Origin of the sequence: Rossellomorea sp. GCM10028870 (genome assembly GCF_042666755.1) — a bacterium.
Classification (GTDB): domain Bacteria; phylum Bacillota; class Bacilli; order Bacillales; family Bacillaceae_B; genus Rossellomorea.
In genome coordinates, this window is record NZ_JBHTGN010000005.1 from 61,176 (window position 1) to 79,251 (window position 18,076).

19 protein-coding genes are annotated in these 18,076 nt (G+C 40.0%); 13 read left to right on the forward strand and 6 right to left on the reverse strand.

Translation table 11 applies throughout. The features are described 5' to 3' along the window. Positions 1-262 precede the first annotated feature (262 nt). Positions 263-1,765: a malate:quinone oxidoreductase gene (locus ACFQWC_RS18755; protein WP_377108810.1), complete on the forward strand. Its 1,503-nt coding sequence runs from the start codon at positions 263-265 to the stop codon at positions 1,763-1,765. Between the two features lie 87 nt (positions 1,766-1,852). Here the strand turns inward: ACFQWC_RS18755 and ACFQWC_RS18760 are convergent, their stop codons facing one another. Next, the gene (locus ACFQWC_RS18760; RefSeq protein WP_377108811.1) at positions 1,853-3,376 is read right to left on the reverse strand and encodes a vanadium-dependent haloperoxidase; all 1,524 of its coding nucleotides are present in this window, start codon (positions 3,374-3,376) and stop codon (positions 1,853-1,855) included. A 214-nt stretch (positions 3,377-3,590) separates the two neighbouring features. Beyond that, positions 3,591-4,082, reverse strand: coding sequence for a hypothetical protein (locus tag ACFQWC_RS18765; protein ID WP_299745450.1), 492 nt, complete (start codon positions 4,080-4,082; stop codon positions 3,591-3,593). A 269-nt stretch (positions 4,083-4,351) separates the two neighbouring features. Between ACFQWC_RS18765 and ACFQWC_RS18770 the strand changes: the two genes are divergently transcribed. The 9 genes from ACFQWC_RS18770 to ACFQWC_RS18810 all read left to right on the forward strand — a co-directional run bounded on the left by ACFQWC_RS18770 (position 4,352) and on the right by ACFQWC_RS18810 (position 10,967). After that, on the forward strand, positions 4,352-5,284 hold the full coding sequence (locus ACFQWC_RS18770) for an FkbM family methyltransferase (RefSeq protein WP_377108812.1): 933 nt from the start codon (positions 4,352-4,354) through the stop codon (positions 5,282-5,284). Positions 5,285-5,878: 594 nt separating this feature from the next. Next, the gene (locus ACFQWC_RS18775) at positions 5,879-6,229 is read left to right on the forward strand and encodes a YwqH-like family protein (protein ID WP_299745444.1); all 351 of its coding nucleotides are present in this window, start codon (positions 5,879-5,881) and stop codon (positions 6,227-6,229) included. A 36-nt stretch (positions 6,230-6,265) separates the two neighbouring features. Continuing rightward, positions 6,266-6,544, forward strand: coding sequence for a YwqI/YxiC family protein (locus ACFQWC_RS18780; RefSeq protein ID WP_341357210.1), 279 nt, complete (start codon positions 6,266-6,268; stop codon positions 6,542-6,544). 14 nt (positions 6,545-6,558) lie between these two features. Next, positions 6,559-8,001, forward strand: a complete 1,443-nt coding sequence (locus tag ACFQWC_RS18785) for a ribonuclease YeeF family protein (protein ID WP_377108813.1) — start codon at positions 6,559-6,561, stop codon at positions 7,999-8,001. A 49-nt stretch (positions 8,002-8,050) separates the two neighbouring features. Further along, a complete protein-coding gene (locus tag ACFQWC_RS18790) occupies positions 8,051-8,752 on the forward strand; it encodes a hypothetical protein (protein WP_299745436.1) in 702 nt (233 codons plus the stop codon). 14 nt (positions 8,753-8,766) lie between these two features. Next, the gene (locus ACFQWC_RS18795; protein ID WP_299745433.1) at positions 8,767-9,195 is read left to right on the forward strand and encodes a hypothetical protein; all 429 of its coding nucleotides are present in this window, start codon (positions 8,767-8,769) and stop codon (positions 9,193-9,195) included. A 371-nt stretch (positions 9,196-9,566) separates the two neighbouring features. Continuing rightward, positions 9,567-9,905: a hypothetical protein gene (locus ACFQWC_RS18800; RefSeq protein WP_377108814.1), complete on the forward strand. Its 339-nt coding sequence runs from the start codon at positions 9,567-9,569 to the stop codon at positions 9,903-9,905. Between the two features lie 28 nt (positions 9,906-9,933). Next, positions 9,934-10,728, forward strand: coding sequence for a hypothetical protein (locus ACFQWC_RS18805; RefSeq protein ID WP_299745427.1), 795 nt, complete (start codon positions 9,934-9,936; stop codon positions 10,726-10,728). A gap of 113 nt (positions 10,729-10,841) precedes the next feature. Further along, a complete protein-coding gene (locus tag ACFQWC_RS18810; RefSeq protein ID WP_258549627.1) occupies positions 10,842-10,967 on the forward strand; it encodes a hypothetical protein in 126 nt (41 codons plus the stop codon). A gap of 57 nt (positions 10,968-11,024) precedes the next feature. Here ACFQWC_RS18810 and ACFQWC_RS18815 read toward each other — a convergent pair whose 3' ends face one another. The 4 genes from ACFQWC_RS18815 to ACFQWC_RS18830 all read right to left on the reverse strand — a co-directional run bounded on the left by ACFQWC_RS18815 (position 11,025) and on the right by ACFQWC_RS18830 (position 15,513). Beyond that, complete coding sequence (locus ACFQWC_RS18815; protein ID WP_341357208.1) at positions 11,025-12,971, reverse strand: FtsX-like permease family protein; 1,947 nt, start codon at positions 12,969-12,971, stop codon at positions 11,025-11,027. Continuing rightward, positions 12,961-13,722, reverse strand: a complete 762-nt coding sequence (locus ACFQWC_RS18820) for an ABC transporter ATP-binding protein (protein ID WP_299745417.1) — start codon at positions 13,720-13,722, stop codon at positions 12,961-12,963. The genes ACFQWC_RS18815 and ACFQWC_RS18820 overlap by 11 nt, the downstream gene beginning before the upstream one ends. A 100-nt stretch (positions 13,723-13,822) precedes the next feature. Beyond that, positions 13,823-14,827 (reverse strand): sensor histidine kinase, encoded by a 1,005-nt coding sequence (locus ACFQWC_RS18825; RefSeq protein ID WP_377108815.1) that lies wholly within the window; start codon positions 14,825-14,827, stop codon positions 13,823-13,825. Continuing rightward, entirely contained in the window at positions 14,824-15,513 is a 690-nt protein-coding gene (locus tag ACFQWC_RS18830; protein ID WP_299745411.1) for a response regulator transcription factor, read from the reverse strand. Before ACFQWC_RS18830 ends, ACFQWC_RS18825 begins: the two co-directional genes overlap by 4 nt. A gap of 615 nt (positions 15,514-16,128) precedes the next feature. Here ACFQWC_RS18830 and ACFQWC_RS18835 point away from each other — a divergent pair. The 3 genes from ACFQWC_RS18835 to essB all read left to right on the forward strand — a co-directional run bounded on the left by ACFQWC_RS18835 (position 16,129) and on the right by essB (position 18,056). After that, the gene (locus ACFQWC_RS18835; RefSeq protein WP_173107938.1) at positions 16,129-16,422 is read left to right on the forward strand and encodes a WXG100 family type VII secretion target; all 294 of its coding nucleotides are present in this window, start codon (positions 16,129-16,131) and stop codon (positions 16,420-16,422) included. A 78-nt stretch (positions 16,423-16,500) separates the two neighbouring features. Next, on the forward strand, positions 16,501-16,740 hold the full coding sequence (gene yukD / locus ACFQWC_RS18840) for an ESX secretion system protein YukD (protein ID WP_299745401.1): 240 nt from the start codon (positions 16,501-16,503) through the stop codon (positions 16,738-16,740). Positions 16,741-16,754: 14 nt separating this feature from the next. Next, the gene (essB, locus tag ACFQWC_RS18845) at positions 16,755-18,056 is read left to right on the forward strand and encodes a type VII secretion protein EssB (RefSeq protein WP_299745398.1); all 1,302 of its coding nucleotides are present in this window, start codon (positions 16,755-16,757) and stop codon (positions 18,054-18,056) included. Positions 18,057-18,076 lie beyond the last annotated feature (20 nt).

The window sequence follows — 18,076 nt, forward strand, 5'->3', positions numbered from 1 at the left end:
TACCCTTAACAAAAAAAGGGTCAATTTTTTGCTTTCTCTAGGTTTCTGCCACCTCGAAAACAGACTTTCCACTTTTTTAAAAGCTCAAAATAGTATATAATTATCAGATAATGGTAGATATTTTGATCCCAAAATCATTATAATAGATTATGGTATGGTTATAACAGAACAGGTGAATTCCAGGGTGGCGCCTTGCTTTAAGTGAGACCCGAGCAGGTGCGCTTACTCTTTTTTGAAAATATAAAGAGTAAGGAAGGTTATCATGAGCAGCATACAGAAAAAGACAGACGTAATTTTAATTGGTGCCGGAGTCATGAGCGCGACTTTGGGATCATTGCTGAAAGAGTTAGCACCGGATTGGGAAATTAAAGTGTTTGAGAAACTGGCAGAAGCGGGGGAAGAAAGCTCGAATGAATGGAATAATGCGGGTACAGGACACGCTGCATTGTGCGAGCTTAACTATACGTCAGAGAAACCAGACGGATCGGTAGATATAAGTAAAGCGATTAAAATCAATGAACAGTTTCAGCTATCAAGACAGTTTTGGTCCTATCTTGTAAACAAAGGTTTGATAGGTAATCCGCAGGACTTTATCATGCCTATACCTCATATGAGTATGGTACAAGGGGAAAAAAATGTAGCGTTTTTGAAGAAACGATTGGAAGCGCTCTCAAGCAACCCTCTGTTTCAAGGGATGGAATTTTCCGATGACCCTGTCAAACTGAAGGAGTGGATTCCGCTTATCATGGAAGGCCGTACATCGAATGAACCGATAGCGGCGACCAAAATCGACTCTGGGACAGACGTCAACTTCGGGGCTTTAACACGAATGATGTTTGACCACTTAAAGAGTAAAAATGTCGAGATGAACTACAAGCACAGTGTGAAGGATCTTAAACGTACAAGCGACGGGTCGTGGGAAGTTAAGGTGCATAATATTGATAGCGGCAAAATCGAACACCACATGGCAAAATTTGTCTTTATCGGCGGTGGGGGCGGTAGTCTGCCATTACTGCAAAAAACCGGTATTCCAGAATCGAAACATATTGGGGGATTCCCGGTAAGCGGACTATTTATGGTATGTAACAATCCGGAAGTAGTGGCGCAGCATCATGCTAAAGTATATGGTAAAGCCAAGGTGGGGGCACCTCCAATGTCCGTTCCGCATCTTGATACTAGATATATCGATAACAAAAAGTCGTTACTGTTTGGACCGTTTGCAGGCTTTTCGCCCAAGTTTTTAAAAACAGGTTCAAATCTTGATCTGATCGGTTCCGTCAAACCGAATAATGTCCTCACGATGCTCGCGGCAGGTGCTAAAGAGATGTCATTGACCAAATACCTGATCCAGCAAGTATTGTTGTCGAATGAAAAACGCTTGGAAGAATTACGGGAGTTCATACCAAACGCTAAACTCGAAGATTGGGATATCGTAGTAGCCGGCCAACGTGTGCAAGTGATCAAAGATACTGAGGCAGGGGGTAAGGGAACACTCCAATTCGGTACGGAAGTGGTCAGTGCCGCTGATGGTTCAGTCGCTGCACTACTTGGCGCATCCCCTGGAGCTTCCACTGCCGTTCACGTTATGCTTGAATTATTTGAAAAATGCTTCCCGCAACATATAAGCGAATGGGAACCGAAATTGAAACAAATGATTCCTTCATATGGGGTGTCATTAGTGGAAAACCCTGAGCTGTTTAAAGAAATTCATACTTCAACGGCAGAGACGCTTGGTCTAAGCGAGAAAGAGTTAGCTTATAGTTGATTCTCTGTATGTTTTTTAAAAGATCATTATAGTTAAAAACCCAAGTCGACCAGTCCCTGTCGGCTTGGGTTTCTTTATTGTACTTTACTAGATTTTAATCGTGGTACCGTCAAATTTTGTGAGGGTGAATCCCTCGAACTTCTCATTATAAGTGGCCTTGTAATCACGAAGGATACCAATGGCTATCGATTCTCCAAGTTGGAACCCATTGATACCGCTGGCACGATAGTGAACACCGGCGGCATCCCGTCCATTCGCAATATTATAGGCAAGTTTATTCAATTCACCGCCGACAGTGAGAGGTGGACCTTCATACCGATCCAAGGACAGACCGTCGCTTGTTGCTACGACAGGATCAGGAATGACGAATGATTCGTTGAACAATGCCTTTAGCATCGTCACCATCGCCCCGACAAATGAAGCATGTCCAGCGGGATAAGATGGATGTGTAGGACAGCCTTCTGGGTAAGCCTGAGGTAAAAGATAGGATCCATATTTTTTATAGGTTTCCTCTACTGCCTTTGAGTTGAGTACATCAGGATGAATAGGATAATCGGCTTTTCCTATCAGCTTGTTGTGGATGCGCCCACCGAATTCCTCAGGTCGAAGCCGTCGATGGACCAGCCATTTTTGGTACCAGGCTGCTTCTAAACCTGGACGGGCTGCTCTTGTCACAAAATCCAGTATATGTGGAATTCCAAAGGTAGGGAAACCGATTTGTGTGTCAGATTCGAGATAAGGATTATTCTTATCCCATGCGGCAGTCCCATAACCGAGCAGGATCAAACATGCACCAAATCCACTTTCAATGGAGAGATCGTTATGAACAAATTGAGCCATATCTCGTGCATTTCGAATATAACGAGGGATAGGATCATAATCAGGACCAGGTGGTATGGAACCATTCTGAATGGCAAGCCAATCATCGTAGTCGGTTAAAAAGTCTTCCCCTTCCTTAGTTGTTCGATAGCGTTGGGTAATATTAGTCGCCACATAAGGGATGTCTTTCCAAAGAAATTGTGAAATATACGGACCTGTCAATGCTCCTTGGAGATTGTCCCGGAATAATGTCCCGGTGGTGACTTTACCATCAACTTTAGGCCCGCGAAAATCTGATAAGGTAGATAGCTCATTTGCAGCTGCAATCGTTAGAGGATTCGTGTCATATTCGTTGAAAGGGATATCCCGTGTAAGTGCTTGCCAGTAAAGCTCCACCATTTCAGCAGCGATTTCTGGACTACTGAAGGACGGAGCCGGCGGTATAACCAATTGGTGACTGTCCGGTCCAACCATTTCAAATGCATAAGCAGCTTGAGGGTCTACCAGTTTCCTTTCACCAGCAAGTGGAAGATTTTCAAAATCATCTGGATCGCCAGAATTCAGAATCTGAATATATTTGTCATAAGCCTCAACATCTACCTCCCCGAGTTCATTATGAGGTAGCCCTTTTGAAAAATTGGCTATTTTCTCAGGATATTTTACCTCGTCTCCATTATTTGGGTGGCTCGGTGTGGGAAGTAGTTTATAGAACAAGGAGGCCCTTACACGAAGGATGAGGACCTTCATTCGTCGTAACCACGTTGATAAATACTCTATTAACTTAAATTTCAAATGTCTTACTCCTTTCTATATGATTTTATTACCATCGTATGTAATGAAATCAATAAGGAGTGGACATACCTACTGGTTTTCCCGCAATTTAATAGTTAAAAGATAGGTAGTGTTGTCAAAACCTAAACTATTGTGCCGTTTTATAAACAAAGCCCGAAATCAAAGATGATTCCGCGCAATATTGATAGGATATGCAAGCTTTCGTAAATCGCCACTAACACCACACAATGATTCTGTAAGGTGTGGTTTGAGCGGGTATACTCATCGTGCTGGGGCCATAAATCACTATAAGGTTTCGATTGGCAGGGTATCTTGAAAAAGATTGTCCGTTGGTTAATACAATTTGAGTGTAGGGGGATAGATTTACTCTTAACATGCCATCGCTGCTCTCCAACTGTGAGTTGAAATAGTCTACCTTCACATTTTGTGAAGGGTTATCTTTTACCATGACAAGAGCGCGGTATTGTGGTGGATAAATAAGGGGAACAGGTGCATTCACGTCATAATAGCCGGTTACCCTGTCCCCTGCTGCCACCATGACATGGTCCACAAAGTAGGTGGTTGGTGACACGACAAAATTCACCGAACCACCTGATCCGTCGTCTACAGATATTAATTTATAACAGCCTTCCCCTTCACCATTTTGTCCTGTCACAAAATCACTGATCATGGTGATGGTACCGTAGAAAGAATTAAAATTTATCATGCGAATCCTCCATTCATAATGAATTGAGTGGTCCGGCATTCAAGCTTAATGAATCATGTCTTCCCTGCGAAATTTCGAACCAAGTCATTGAAAATCCATATCCATTAACACAATATAGTTTTAAAGTAAGGAGATTATCCCGAATAGTGAAAAATAATTTCTTTCTCCTTTTGTAAAGATTTCATGAAGAAAGCCCCGTTATAAAGGATTTTCCATTGCCATCTAAGAATGAATACTGTAAACCAGGTTTCTTAAAAGGGGTGTCAAACATGAAGTGGAATACTGCTATTCGAAAGCCTTTTCTTATGCGGGTATGGGAAAACTATCCGAAGACTTGGAAATTTATCATTGATGTAGGCATTTTAGTAAAGTACAAAACGTTGAATATTAAAAAGCTGCCTAAAACATTAACACTGCCCAGTTCCACGGTTCTATATATAGATTCCGAGGAAAATCGCGGAAGGGCGCTGCTGATCAGCAATGGGGTGACCCAAAAACGGCTGGCTCGATTCTGGTCCGCTGCAGTGAAGAAAATGAAGCCCGACCTGGTGATAGATGTAGGCGTGAATTATGGGGAGTGTATCTTCTCTATTCAGTATTTACCTGAAACCAGGATAATAGGCGTTGAAGCGAACAGCCGCTTATTACCGTTTATTGAACAATCCAAAGAAGTTCACCCTAACCGGTCACAAATAGCAATCTATAACGCAATCGCCTCGGATAAAGACAATGAAGAAACGGTTTTCTTTGTTGACCGGCATTGGTCAGGTACTTCGTCAGCCACTTATAAACCTTCTCATAAGTTATTAGAAAAAATACCTGTCCAGTCCATCACCATTGATACCATTTGCAGTGATCAAACCTATGAAACAGTCCTTTTTAAGGTGGACGTTGAAGGATATGAAGCGTTTGTATTAAGAGGGATGACTAACTTATTCAAAACTAGTAAGTCAATTCTTGGCTTTATTGAGTTCAATAGCGAGTACATTGAAAAGCTGGGTATCAATGTAGATGCGTTTCTCCTGTTTCTACAAACGTACTTTACAATCTACGTATATAAGAAAGACCATAGTCTGGTAAAGGCAGACCATTATAACCATATGGACCTGAAAAATTTATTTGGAACAGATTATATTCATACTGATTTTTTATTAATGAGTGATGAATCCTATATCGAACGAATGCATCTGGACAAAGTGTGAAGTTCCATCTCATCCTGGGGTGGATTTCTTCATTCACGATAGGATAGGTGATAACCCACCCTGAATTGAATTTGGAAGCACCAAAATAAATCCGTCTCGATTCGAGGCGGATTTATTTTGATACCACTCATATCATAAAACGTACTCGCTTCTTCTCTCGACACTCCAAACAACATACTCTCATGGAACGGATCTACAATATTCGAGAACATGATGACGGCTAATCCGAACTTCCGGTCCAGCCAGGAATGCTTTACAGTTACTTGTTGTATTCGATCTTGGTGGGGAACGAATGATTCTTATCCCTTCCTTAAAAATACGCTTTTGTAAAGGGATTTTCATTTTCTTGGAAAATACCTACTAATAAATAGGTTTCAATCTACAGAAAATGTGCTACTTAACAAGTAGTTCATATTGTTCATTGTTCAACGAAAATGGAAGCAAATAAAAGAAATAGGTAATATGAATCACGATTACATACGTTAAAAATAAACAGATTCTATCATTCTGACCCAATTTCATCCGTGTTATAGTTAAAAAGATTGGAAAAATTTAATAAATAAGAGTAATAGAAATCGAGTGAGGTGAACGTTCTTGTCTTTATTTTATTACTACGGGTTGTTGAGGGAAAAGCGGGAGCACCTTCAAAGACTTCAGGAATGTCAAAGCAAACTTCAAGGGAACAAACAGGAATTTGCAAGTTATCGGGAATCCATTACTAATCCTGAATTATCAGCATTCACCTGGCAAGGATCGCTTGCAAATAAATTTGATGAAATAAGACTTGAAGGAATGCTTCATTACTTTACAGACATTGAACATAACCAGTTTAGTGAAGTGTTCTCCATGCTGAGCAGTAAGATGCAAACCATACGAAGTGAAATCCAGGCGATTGAACATACCATTCTCAGGTTGGAATCTGAGGCAGAAGCAAAAGCCGAATAGATTGAAATGCATTGAATAGAGCGGGAGGTAGCTTGTATGGGTAATGAAATCAGGGTAGTACATGGTGAGATAGACCAACACCTTTCAAAGATGAAATCCTCTGCAGAGTCTCTTCAACCGGATGTACCTAAAAACATTGGTCATGAAAATCATCTTGAAGTGGTAACAAAATTGAACGAGTTAAACCAGAGCATGGAACAGATGGTACAGAGTTATAAAGAACTGCTTATCAGAAATGAAGAACTGACACGACAAGCTGTCCAGGATATGGCGGATGCCGACCAGGAACTGTCTTCACATATCAAAGCCAGGTAAGGAGAGAAATTGGGATGAAAACACTGGATGTCATGTCTTTGGAGTCAGGATTAGAACAAGTCCTTCGAAAGGTAAACCAGCAAAAAGAACAGATGATTGAAATCGAATCAGCCATAAATGACTTTATTTCTCAAGATGCCTCTTTCAAAGGAAAAGCGGGGCAATCGATACGGGCTTTCTACCAGGATTCCCATCAATCCTTCCTGGAGTTCTACCAGCAAATGGTGACGGCATATGAGTCGACCCTGGAAGCCATTAAAAATGAACTACAAGGGTTGGAGCCGGCACAAAATGGATATATACAGGAAAACTTTTTGCAGCACGATATGGAAAATGGATTAAATAGGGGTAGGGATATGGTCATGGACTTAACAACTGAGTCCAATGAGACGATTCAAAGTGTTCAAGATATCGTCTCATTACCAAGAATACAGGACGATTTTTTCCTTCAACAGGTTCACATTGCGAGGCAGCAAAAAGATCAAACCGTCGAAAAACTCCACCAGTTTGATCAAAGTCAGTCTGCTAAGCTAGAGCCAATCCAACAAGATGTCCACAAGATGAACCAATACATTCACCAAATTCAAGGTCTCTTCTCCAACGGGAAAATCTCAATCGATACGTATCAGCCCAATAGCTGTTACAACCCTCAATATATGTCCGAGAGCGGGTCGACAAACCCTTATTTCGAGCTGACCAACAATCCCCGATTTGTCGAGAATGGGGTTGAAGCGGCTGATACCGTAAATGGACTGCAGCCTGAATGGGACCCGACACCGACGTTGGGAGTCAATTTTGATCAGTGGCGAGAGCAGCCGATTAATGCCGCGACGAATTTGGGTATTGCGACTGCTGCCGGTTATGGCGCTGCGAAGAGTGTGAATTTAGCCAGAAAAGGTTTTGGTGTGACGAAAAACAGTTATACTACCGCACAGGGCAAGGATAGAGTAAGGTTAAAAGTAGATAAACCGGAATTATATAAAATTAATAAAAGAAACTACTCAGGTACCAATGCGACAAATTATACAAAACTTTATAAATTAGTGGACCCCATGACCAGTGTCAAAGAGTCATTTAAGTGGGCTGGAAACAGAATCGGTTACATAGGTGTGGGAACAACTGTTGTGGGTGATATCGTCCACGGGGTTCAGCATAAACAATCAGGGAGTGAAATTGCCGGTAATGTAACGGGAGATGTAGCAATAGCAGGTGCTTCTATTGCAGCATCTGCCATGGCAGGTGCCAAATTTGGAGCTATGGCAGGCGTAGCATTTGGTGGTCCGGTTGGGGTTGCCGTCGGAGCAGTAGTGGGTGCTGGAATAGGAATTCTAGTAACGACAGCTCTTTCAGATGTTAAATTTATGGATGTTGATGGTGATGGCGAGAGTGATTCAATTGGAGATGCAATTAAAAAAGGGACCACAAGTATCATTGATAAAGTTGGATCTTGGTTTTAAACTCAATTAATTCAATATGATTGGTCTTATGTTAAAAAGAGGTGTTTATTTGAAGAAAGCTAAAATAGATGAGATTACATTATCTTATTTAAGATTTCAGAATCCAAAAGAAAATAGGGGGAATATAATCGTTTTCTTTCTCATATTTTTGGATTTCATTGGAGTCATTTTTCTATTAGGCGAACCAATGATTCCCTTGATCTTTTGGTCAGGAATCATTCCAGTCATCCTAATACACTTATGGGCCATTCCAATTATTATTGCTCCATATAAATTTGAACACTCATACTATCTATTTTTTGGAGTTTATGGTGTTATTAATACCTTTGTTTACTTTTTAGTCATTCAAAAACTTATTTATAATACTTTTCAAGTTGAAGGAATGGTACCTGCATTCATGGGTTTGGTAATCTGTGTTTCTCTACTTGTAGTCTTGAATTGGATTAACATACGTTCACTATATTCCGGTACATACTCACGTCTTCAAAAAGGAGAAAAGTCCTTAAATCTTTCGCCGATAGCTGCTGCCTCAGGTATAGGCTACGTATTAGCCCAATTTATACTATCTTCCTTTTTTGTAGAGTCGATGAAAACACTTATTATTATAGGGGTTTTTTCGTTACTCTCTATAGCTACAGCTTTCTTTTCAACGAGTATTCACAAATTTTTCTTTATTAAAAGAAACATGGAAAAGGTAAAGCAAGTTTATCCTGAATTTGGATTACCTAAAAAGCTAAGAAAAAACACATAGAGGGGATGAAGACTATGTTCCTAAAAAAGAAAAAAGAAGAAAATCGTTTCTGTATCGCTATTTTCACAGAAAAAGAAATGAGTGATGAAGATTATGACTACCAATCAAACAAAATCTTGGATGCAACAGAAGAAAATGTGGTGGTTGTGACAGAGATTGAACCGCAAAATGAAATGGTCGAGGAGTTAAAGAATGCTTTTCCTAACACGAAGATAGAAGTGCCAAGTTACGGCGTCTACAAGTTTGACTCTGAAAAATTAGATGAAGAAACAAAAAAGATGGAGAAGAGGAACAAGTGGAAAAAGTTCTTTAACAACATCCATCCTGATGAGTACCTTATCGTTGAACATAAAGTAATGTACGATATCAACCAGGTTTTATATTATACGACAGATATTAACAAGGTCATATCATATATTCATGAAAATAAAAAAACAGGTTAAAGGGAACACAAATGAAATAACAGAGTGAAGTCTCAACCTTTTACCTGCAGAATTTGCAATTCCCCAGAGAACACAGAAGAAACGTCATCGGATTTTTATTAATTTTAATGGACTTTGTAGGATTATTGCCGCTCCTGAGTATTCCCTTTTTTGCCCCGCTATTTTGGGTAGCTCTTATTCCGATAATATGTATCCATATTTGGGCTCTTTTATATATAATTGCCCCTTATAAATTCGAAAAGTCTTATTACTTGTATCTTGGTGTTTTTGGAATTGTAAATACGTTTGTGTATTTTCTGGTGATTCAGAAGTTCTTATATAGGCATGTTGGTGTTGAAGGTAGCAGTTATTTTGTAATAGGGATACTATTAATGCTTTTTCTACTGGTTTCAATACAAATTATTAACGCAAAAATGCTATATTCAGGGACGTATACTAAACTTGAAAATGGAGAATCAAAGTTTAATGTATCTTTAATAATAGCCGCTTCAAGTTTTGGATATATTATTGCGCAATTTCTGATGTCGTATTTGGTTACTGATTCTGCCTATATGATTGTTATGATCACAGCTTACTCGGTCATATCCATTGTAACGGCTTATTTATCAACTTATATCCATCGCTTTATTTTCATTAAAAAGAACTACGAAAAAGTTATAAAGAGTTATCCTGATTTCGGAAAACCGAAAACATCGAGGAAATTCGGTTAAGACATAGGTTTATAAAGGGGGACTACAATTGTCTAATTGGATAGTGACCAGCAAGGACTTATATTTACTGGTAAAGATGTTAGGCGGGAAAGTACTGATAGGAATAACAAATCCATTTCCTCATTATCAAGAGGATGAATTAGAAAAAGAATGGGAAAAGATGTTCAAAAAGCTTAATAAGATGGGGCTGGTGGATTATATCCAAGGAGAATTAAAATTCGAGGATCAATTTATCGAAGCCATGTGGGTACTGGCAAGAAGCAATTTAGTTGCAGAAATCGTAACAGATCATCAGGAACAAAGTGTTTTTTATTTTAGTGATGATCGGGTCATTGAATGCCTGAAAGAGAATGAGTTGGGCTATAAGGTGATTAATCACCCAGCCCCCGACTATACAATAAAACAAATTATTCTTCCCCGAATGCTGATGGGTATTGAAAATCGATCTGTTCGATTAAATGATCCCCTGTATATAATCCCAAGTGATTATCTACTCTACTGTGAACGTCAAACCTTAATCAACCTGAACCAGATAGCGATTAATAATAATGTAGATTCGGATAGTTTACTAGTAAAGCATTTTAATAGATCAATACAAAGAAAGATTCATACGAATCGATTAATGATGTTCTACAGAAATAAATTTGATTGGAATATTGAAGGTGTTCATGTCCTATCATCCCCCTCTTTTAATTGGACGTTAAGAATGGTGAGTAAAGACGGTATTGAGTGGTTGGAAGCTCAGCAAGCAACGGGCGAAAAATTAGTAAGGGAGATCGTTGGGGTATTGGATAGAGTAAAGGAAAATGATTTAGTAAATTAACATCCCCCCTTCTGGCGAAATGGGTCTTTCAATGAATGAACATATCAAGATGGAAGTAAAGAATAAATTTCACGTGCATGTCCATAATAACCGTGAAGACAGGAGGTGTGGACATGCCAAATCAAAACGATAACAAACTAAAAAAGATTCAATCTGAAAGCTTCAAACAAGGGAAATCCCAAGAAGAATACGCTGCGGAACTTGAAATGAATAAGATGAAAAGCCAGAAAAGGAAGTAACGTTGAACTACATAAAAGAGCCATCCCGGTATCATACCAAGGGATGGCTCTTTCCGTTTACAGCGATGCTTTTATCACTTTTTTATAATACAGGACTGATAATATGCCAAAGATCGAGTATAACACCGTATATAACCCCATCACGATGATCATCGGAGTCCAAACCTCTGCACCGAACAGGAACCACCCGGATTGAACCGCGAAGTAACTGTGCAGCAGACCGGTGAGGAGTGGGATCCCGAAGCTGAAAAGCTGCTTGGCTTGAATGCCTCTCAATAAGTCACCCTGAGTGAAGCCCAGTTTTCTTAAAATCGTATAGTTCGGTTTCTCATCTTCACTTTCGTCCATTTGCTTAAAGTACAGGATGCATCCGGATGTGATCAGGAAGGTGAGACCCAGGAACCCGACGATGAACATGATGAGTCCGATATTTTGTTTCTGTTCGGCTTTCATATCATACTGTGAGTCGTTTGCCCATCCTTCGTCGAGTTTTAACTCATGAAAGAGGTCGTTTGCTTTCAAGATATCTTTTTCTTGTTCAATCGTCACCCCGATGTAAAGGGAGGATTCTCTCTGTATTGCAGGATCTAAATCATTCTTCAAGCGTTTGAATACAGTGTCATCCACGATCACGACAGGTGAACCACCCGCTGTAAAATACCATGAAATCGGGTAGTCATCACGCATTCCCAAGTACTTGAGCTTGGTGACCTCCGTTTTTCCTTTCAGCTCCGTCATTCCTGAATCATGTAAGGGAATGACCTTTTGAAGTAAGTCGCTATAGCCTGTAAAGACCGTTTCGTCTTCTTTTACTTCGACGCCTTCAACGTTTTTCTCGCTGATGACCGAGTTCGGCATGGCATCCAATGAACCGTTCAGTTCGCCAAATTCAGAGTCTGTAATGCCTTTCAGGTTGACCAACACTTCAATGACTTCGATTTCTTCCTTCTTGAATTCAATGCCATTATCCAGTAGGGCTTCTTTAAAGTGTTGGAAGTCTTGTGTATTTGTAAATGAAAAATCGGTCGGAACATTATTTTGAGCTGTTTTTTCAGCCGAATAATAGCCGATATAGCTCAGGGACAATAATGCTATAGCCAGTGCCGATACCGTCGTGATGATCGTCAGCAATAAAGCGTTCGATTTCATCCGGAACATGATGGATGAAAGGGACAGAACTTCATTGATATTCAGATATCCATCTTTCTTCTTTCGTATCATGTTAAAAATAAAGCTCACGGATCCCTTATAAAACAGGTAAGTACCGAGAATGACCGAGCCAAGGATGAAGAGCATGGCTCCAAACAGCTGAGGCATGGTCGTGAAGTCCCCGCCAAACAATTTGGAAGACACATAGTACCCCGAGGCAATCAGGATCATCCCGAGGATCCCGAGGATGATTTCAACCTTGGACATTCTTTTCACTTTAGTTTCCGTTGATGAACGGACTCTGAACAGTGATAGGATGCTTTGCCTTTTAATAAAGACAAAGTTCATCAGCATGATCAGCAGGTAGATCGCGCAGAAAACAAGGATGGTCTGGATAAGTGCCTGGGTTGAGAAGTGGAGTGTGGCAATCGCCTCGACTCCGGTTATTTTGAATAAGATCATGATGATCAATTTTGAGAAGGAGAATCCGATCAAAATGCCGAGTATCAATGACCCGAAATAAAGGATGAAGTTCTCCACGCTCAAAATGCGGAAGATTTTATTTTTTGTCATTCCTATTAATTGAAATAGGCCAATTTCTTTACTTCTTCTCTTAATGAAGAGAGTGTTGGCATATAAAAGAAAGATCGAGACGATTGCCACAAGTAGTACGGAAGCGGCACGAACAGCTGCGCCGCCTTTAATGGATCCCTTCGTTGCATCCATGGATGGATCATACTGCAGGGTGACAAAGGCAAAATAAAGCGCGACACTAAAGACCAGAGCAAATACATAAAGATAATAATTCTTGAGGTTCTTCTTCAGATTTCTGAAGATGAGCGTATTAATGTTCATTTTGCACCCCGCCAAGCACCCCTTGGGTTTTCATGATGTCCTTGAAGAAGTGCTGTCTTTGCTGCTCGCCTTTCGTTAATTGTGTATAGATCTGCCCATCCTTGATAAAGATGACCCGGCTGCAGTAGCTGGCTGCAACGGGATCATGTGTGACCATGACGATCGTGGCTTTCAGCTTTTGATTTAACTCACTCAGCTTGTTCAAAAGATCAGAGGCTGACTTTGAGTCGAGTGCACCTGTTGGCTCGTCGGCAAAAATGATGCTTGGTTCATGGATGAATGCCCGAGCTGCTGATGTACGTTGTTTTTGTCCGCCTGAAATTTCGTTCGGGTACTTATCTTTTAATTCTAGAATCCCAAGCTCCGAAGCAAGATCATTGAATTTCTGATCGGCTTCCTTTTTAGGTGTCTTGGTGATGGATAAAGGCAGAAGAATGTTCTCTTTCACTGTCAATGTGTCGAGCAGGTTGTAATCCTGAAAGATAAAGCCAAGGTGATTCTTTCGGAACTCGGCGAGCTGCTTCTCTTTCATCATCGTCATTTCATTGCTTTCAATTTTAATCGAACCTTCGCTCACTTTGTCGATGGAGGAAAGGACGTTTAAGAGAGTGGTTTTCCCCGAACCCGATGCCCCCATGATACTGACGAATTCTCCTTTTTGGATCGACAGGTCGATTCCCTTTAAGACTTCCTGTTTATTGAATTTATTGCCGTAGCTTTTATGAAGTTTTGTTGCTTCTAATATCGTCATCGTGAAAAACTCCTTTGATTTGATACTCTCATTATAAAAAGCAGGAAGATTCTTTTCCTTTTATTATCCGAACAAAACAGAAAAGCATGTGACATTATTGTCACACGCCGGTAAGATGGACGAAATCATTTTTCTTTGGAAAGGTGAGGGTTACCTTGGTTCCTTCACCCCTTTTGGACTCTACACTTATGGAAATCAGCAATTGCCCCGAGACTTTTTTGGTTAAATATAAGCCCATGCCTGTGGATGCATGATCATTGTGATCGGTCGTAGATGTAAATCCTTTGTCAAAAATCCTCGGCAAGTCCTTTGGGTCAATTCCCCTGCCAAAATCCTGAAACGCGAGCGTCGTATTATCATCCTGTTGCCCGCTTTTAATGATTATATCTTCACTTGTGCTATATTTCACAGCATTGGTCAGGAGCTGCCTGATCATAAAGGCAAGCCACTTGGCATCACTTAGCACTTCTTTTGTTTCCAATCGAATATCAAATCCAATTCCTTTCTGTATGCACCAGGATTGTAACATTTTAATTTCCTGGAAAATCACTGTTTCGAGATCGGTTTTCTCAATATAAAGATCATTTTCCATAAAAGCCATGCGCTTATGATGTAATTGTTGATCCAAAAGGAGATGGATACGCAGCCATTCGTACTTTAATGGAGCTTTTAACGGTTCGTTTCCCATTCGTTCTATCATTAAATGCATGGCAGTTAAAGGAGTTTTCACTTCATGAATCCAAGATAGGAGTTCATCTTTTTCCTGTTCAAACATCATCTTGTTCTTGGAAGCGGCATGTCTTAGGAGGTTCGCTTGTGTGTTTAGAGCATCCGAAACAATTTCTTCAAATGGAGTTTCAGGTACGCCCACCCCAGTAATATTGAGGTTGTGATCCCAATCGTTTAAACGTCTATAGAAACTCGTTTCCTTGTGATAGCGAACAATAATGAAACAAATAAAAAATAGAGTGGATAAAAAGATCATATACAGGATTGGCTGTAGTGGAATCGCTGTATCAATATAAGCGACAAAGATAAATAATAGCTGAAGAGTCAAGAAAAAAAGAATCCAGCTTTTTCTTTCCCATAAATATGTAAAAATCATACGGTTTCCTCTTCAAAAGCCATATACCCCTGGCCGACTTTGGTTTCGATAAATCCACCCAGCCCGATTTCTTCGAGGCGCTTTCGAAGACGATTCACATTGACAGTTAACGTGTTATCGCTGATAAAACGTTTATCATCCCACAAGCTGTTAATCAAGTTATCTCTGCTTACAATCTTATTCTTCTGTTCAATAAGGAGTTTCAGAATAAACATTTCATTTTTAGTCAATTCGATGGAGCCCTTCTCATTCGACACCGTGTTGCGTTCATAATCCACGGTAGCCCCGCACCACGTCTTCAAGCTGATCAGGTCGGTATTGTAGTTGTACACCCTTCGAAGAGTCGCCTGTACCTTTGCAACCAGCACATCGAAGTGAAAAGGCTTCTGTATGAAGTCATCTGCCCCAAGCTGCATGGACATCACCATATCAGTTGGATGATCCCTGGATGACAGGAACAGTATCGGCACATTCGAATGAGACCGAATCATCCGGCACCAGTGGAAGCCGTCAAACTTAGGTAATTGAATATCAATGATCACGAGATCGGGCTTAACCTCAGAGAACTCTTGCATCACTTTGTTGAAATCCGTGATTCCATGTACATCATAGGACCATTGGGTAAGCCGATCCTTGATCTCGTTAAAAAGGGTTGAATCATCTTCGATAAGTAATAATTTGAACATTTAAGTCACCACGCTATCTTACTATTTACATAAATTGTATAGGAAAAAGAGATTGTTTGCCAGAAGCCGAAAGCATGAAAGAGCCGGGAGAGAAACACAAAGTCTCCTATCAGAGGCTGGCCAAAACTTAGACATCTTGTGAAAACGGGTTAACCGTTATTATGGAACTTGTCTATATCATTTTCAAAAGCAAGAAATTAGTTTTTGAAAGTAAAAATTAGGATATATAGTAAGTAATTATTACTAATAATCGTAATGTTGAATACCTCCATCACTTTTTCATCACGACTGTTGACTCATGTACGGACAAGGGTATGTGACGGAATCTGCTTCGTTCTATCGACCTAATGGAGAAGGAGTTACTTTATACCAATTGACCCAATTCAATATATTCCTGTAGTTATATAGTTTTCTTTTTTCTGTAAAAATTGTGTTTATATAGATATTTATAATAGTATGATATTGGAAGTGTGTGAACATTTGTAAAAAACAGGAAAAATTCTCATATCTTCAAGAAAAGAGTTACATAATGTCATAGGTTTGCTTCTTATTTGGGTACTCTGATTTGATATAGATGATTACCACCAACAATTTCATTTAAGGGAGAGGAATTACATGTCAGGAATTATTCGTGTTACCCCAGCTGAATTGATTAGTATGTCTAACCGTTACACTGGCGAAAGCAGCCAGGTCGGAGAACAAATCTCACGCCTGGATAATATGATTTCAGAATTGGAAGGTATGTGGGAAGGGGAATCGAGCCGTGCGTTTGCTGAGCAATATCAAACACTGCGTCCTTCATTCCTGCAAATGCAGCAGCTGCTTGAAGACATCTCAATGCAATTGACTAGCACTGCTAAGTCTCTTGAAGATGCAGATGCTCAAATTGCCAATCAAATTCGTGGATAAGTATATCCCCATCCATTTTAAACATGAAGGAGCGCTTATCATTATGTGGCGCTCCTTCCTTATGAGGTGAACCCGGACATGTATATTGAAATCACCATTGATTTAGAGCGATATGATAATAAGTGCTTTGATCTCAGGTTATCAAACTATCATACCGTAAAAAAACTGATTGAACTTGTGTGGCAGTCACAGAAGCTTACAGCTGAACCTAGAGAAGGCTATTGGATTCGAATTGTGAATAGAAGACAAGTGATTCCTGGTCACACACGGTTGATTGATGCAGGAATTCATTCTGGAGATCGAATTGAAATTTTATAAAGGAGACCAATGGAATGACACAAAAAAGTGGATCATACCTACAAGAAAAGCTGGAAGCCGTTGTACATAGAAAAGAAAAAAGAATGACTTTGATCTTTCAAAAAGAAAAGATCAAGTTGGACGAAATAGCGGAAATTCACTTTCTGAAGAACATTAACCCGGCCATACAAAAAGAAATCACGATGGAAAATGATGAATTATGCATCGTGAATACCATACCTGACTCCTTCTCTTTTTATCCCCAATTAAAGGCGAATGAGAAGGAACGGTTGATGTCTGCCTATCAACTGGTACAAAATGTACGAAATCATACCTTGTCGCGCCTGCATCTCATTATTTGCCCGGACAATATTGTGTTTGACCAAGGATTGACTCCACACTTCATCCATTATGGTGTTAAGGAGAGCCTGCCGCCATATGAAAAAAATGCGGATCTGTTGTTAAAGCAGACAAAAGCTACGGTAGCAGCTATTGTGGATCGCCAACATACGTTTGATGATTACTTTAAATTCAGTGAGACGTTAAAATTGTCACCAATGACTAAAGATATCTTAGAAGCCGAAAGCATTGAAGATGTCGGAGAAGTGTTAAACCGCTATATTAAAGAAGCCAAAAAGTCTGATACCCTCCTCATGACTGTTAGTAAGAAAAAGTGGAAGATAAACCGGTATGTACTGCTGGGAGTGTCATTACTTTTGATACCAGCACTTATTTATTCAATTTATTCTTTTTTCTTTATGTTTCCAAAGCAGGAAAGGGTAGTAGCGGCCCAAGAGAGTTTTCTCCTTAATAAATATAGTGATGTGGTAACAGAGCTTCAGCCTTATGAGATCGATGAAATCCCGAAGGTCACTCAATATCAACTTGCACTCTCCTATATCATTAACGAATCCTTAACGGAAGACCAAAAAGAGAATGTACGTAACACCGTCTCTCTTCAATCGGACCCGCTTTATTATGAGTACTGGATCAATATCGGAAGAGGAAAGGCTAAGGAAGCATTGGAAACAGCCAGGTTCTTGGAGGACCGGGATTTAATTCTGTTTGGACTTTTAAAGTACCGTGAGCAAGTCAAGGCAGACGGAGATCTTGATAGCGAGGAAAGACAGCAGGAATTAGATGACATTGAAAGTGAAATATCTGAATACGAGGAAGAAATGAAAGCATTGGAAAATGAACAGCCGTCTCAACCGGCACAAACAACGGATGATCCGCAACAATCTGAAGAGAAAAAGACACCTGAACAAAAACCGGAGGCTACTGATGGAGAGAATTCCACGTCTCCAGCTGAAGCTGATAATAAGAAAGAATCCTGACTAACAAACTAACTGGGGGG

Excerpts from the sequence above, each read along its gene's own strand:
- ACFQWC_RS18755 (WP_377108810.1), top strand. The coding sequence starts at position 263 with ATGAGCAGCATACAGAAAAAGACAGACGTAATTTTAATTGGTGCCGGA.
- ACFQWC_RS18765 (WP_299745450.1), bottom strand. The coding sequence starts at position 4,082 with ATGATAAATTTTAATTCTTTCTACGGTACCATCACCATGATCAGTGAT.
- ACFQWC_RS18770 (WP_377108812.1), top strand. The coding sequence starts at position 4,352 with ATGAAGTGGAATACTGCTATTCGAAAGCCTTTTCTTATGCGGGTATGG.
- ACFQWC_RS18780 (WP_341357210.1), top strand. The coding sequence starts at position 6,266 with ATGGGTAATGAAATCAGGGTAGTACATGGTGAGATAGACCAACACCTT.
- ACFQWC_RS18785 (WP_377108813.1), top strand. The coding sequence starts at position 6,559 with ATGAAAACACTGGATGTCATGTCTTTGGAGTCAGGATTAGAACAAGTC.
- ACFQWC_RS18795 (WP_299745433.1), top strand. The coding sequence starts at position 8,767 with ATGTTCCTAAAAAAGAAAAAAGAAGAAAATCGTTTCTGTATCGCTATT.
- ACFQWC_RS18800 (WP_377108814.1), top strand. The coding sequence starts at position 9,567 with ATGCTTTTTCTACTGGTTTCAATACAAATTATTAACGCAAAAATGCTA.
- ACFQWC_RS18810 (WP_258549627.1), top strand. The coding sequence starts at position 10,842 with ATGCCAAATCAAAACGATAACAAACTAAAAAAGATTCAATCTGAAAGC.
- ACFQWC_RS18815 (WP_341357208.1), bottom strand. The coding sequence starts at position 12,971 with ATGAACATTAATACGCTCATCTTCAGAAATCTGAAGAAGAACCTCAAG.
- ACFQWC_RS18820 (WP_299745417.1), bottom strand. The coding sequence starts at position 13,722 with ATGACGATATTAGAAGCAACAAAACTTCATAAAAGCTACGGCAATAAA.
- ACFQWC_RS18825 (WP_377108815.1), bottom strand. The coding sequence starts at position 14,827 with ATGATTTTTACATATTTATGGGAAAGAAAAAGCTGGATTCTTTTTTTC.
- ACFQWC_RS18830 (WP_299745411.1), bottom strand. The coding sequence starts at position 15,513 with ATGTTCAAATTATTACTTATCGAAGATGATTCAACCCTTTTTAACGAG.
- ACFQWC_RS18835 (WP_173107938.1), top strand. The coding sequence starts at position 16,129 with ATGTCAGGAATTATTCGTGTTACCCCAGCTGAATTGATTAGTATGTCT.
- yukD (WP_299745401.1), top strand. The coding sequence starts at position 16,501 with ATGTATATTGAAATCACCATTGATTTAGAGCGATATGATAATAAGTGC.
- essB (WP_299745398.1), top strand. The coding sequence starts at position 16,755 with ATGACACAAAAAAGTGGATCATACCTACAAGAAAAGCTGGAAGCCGTT.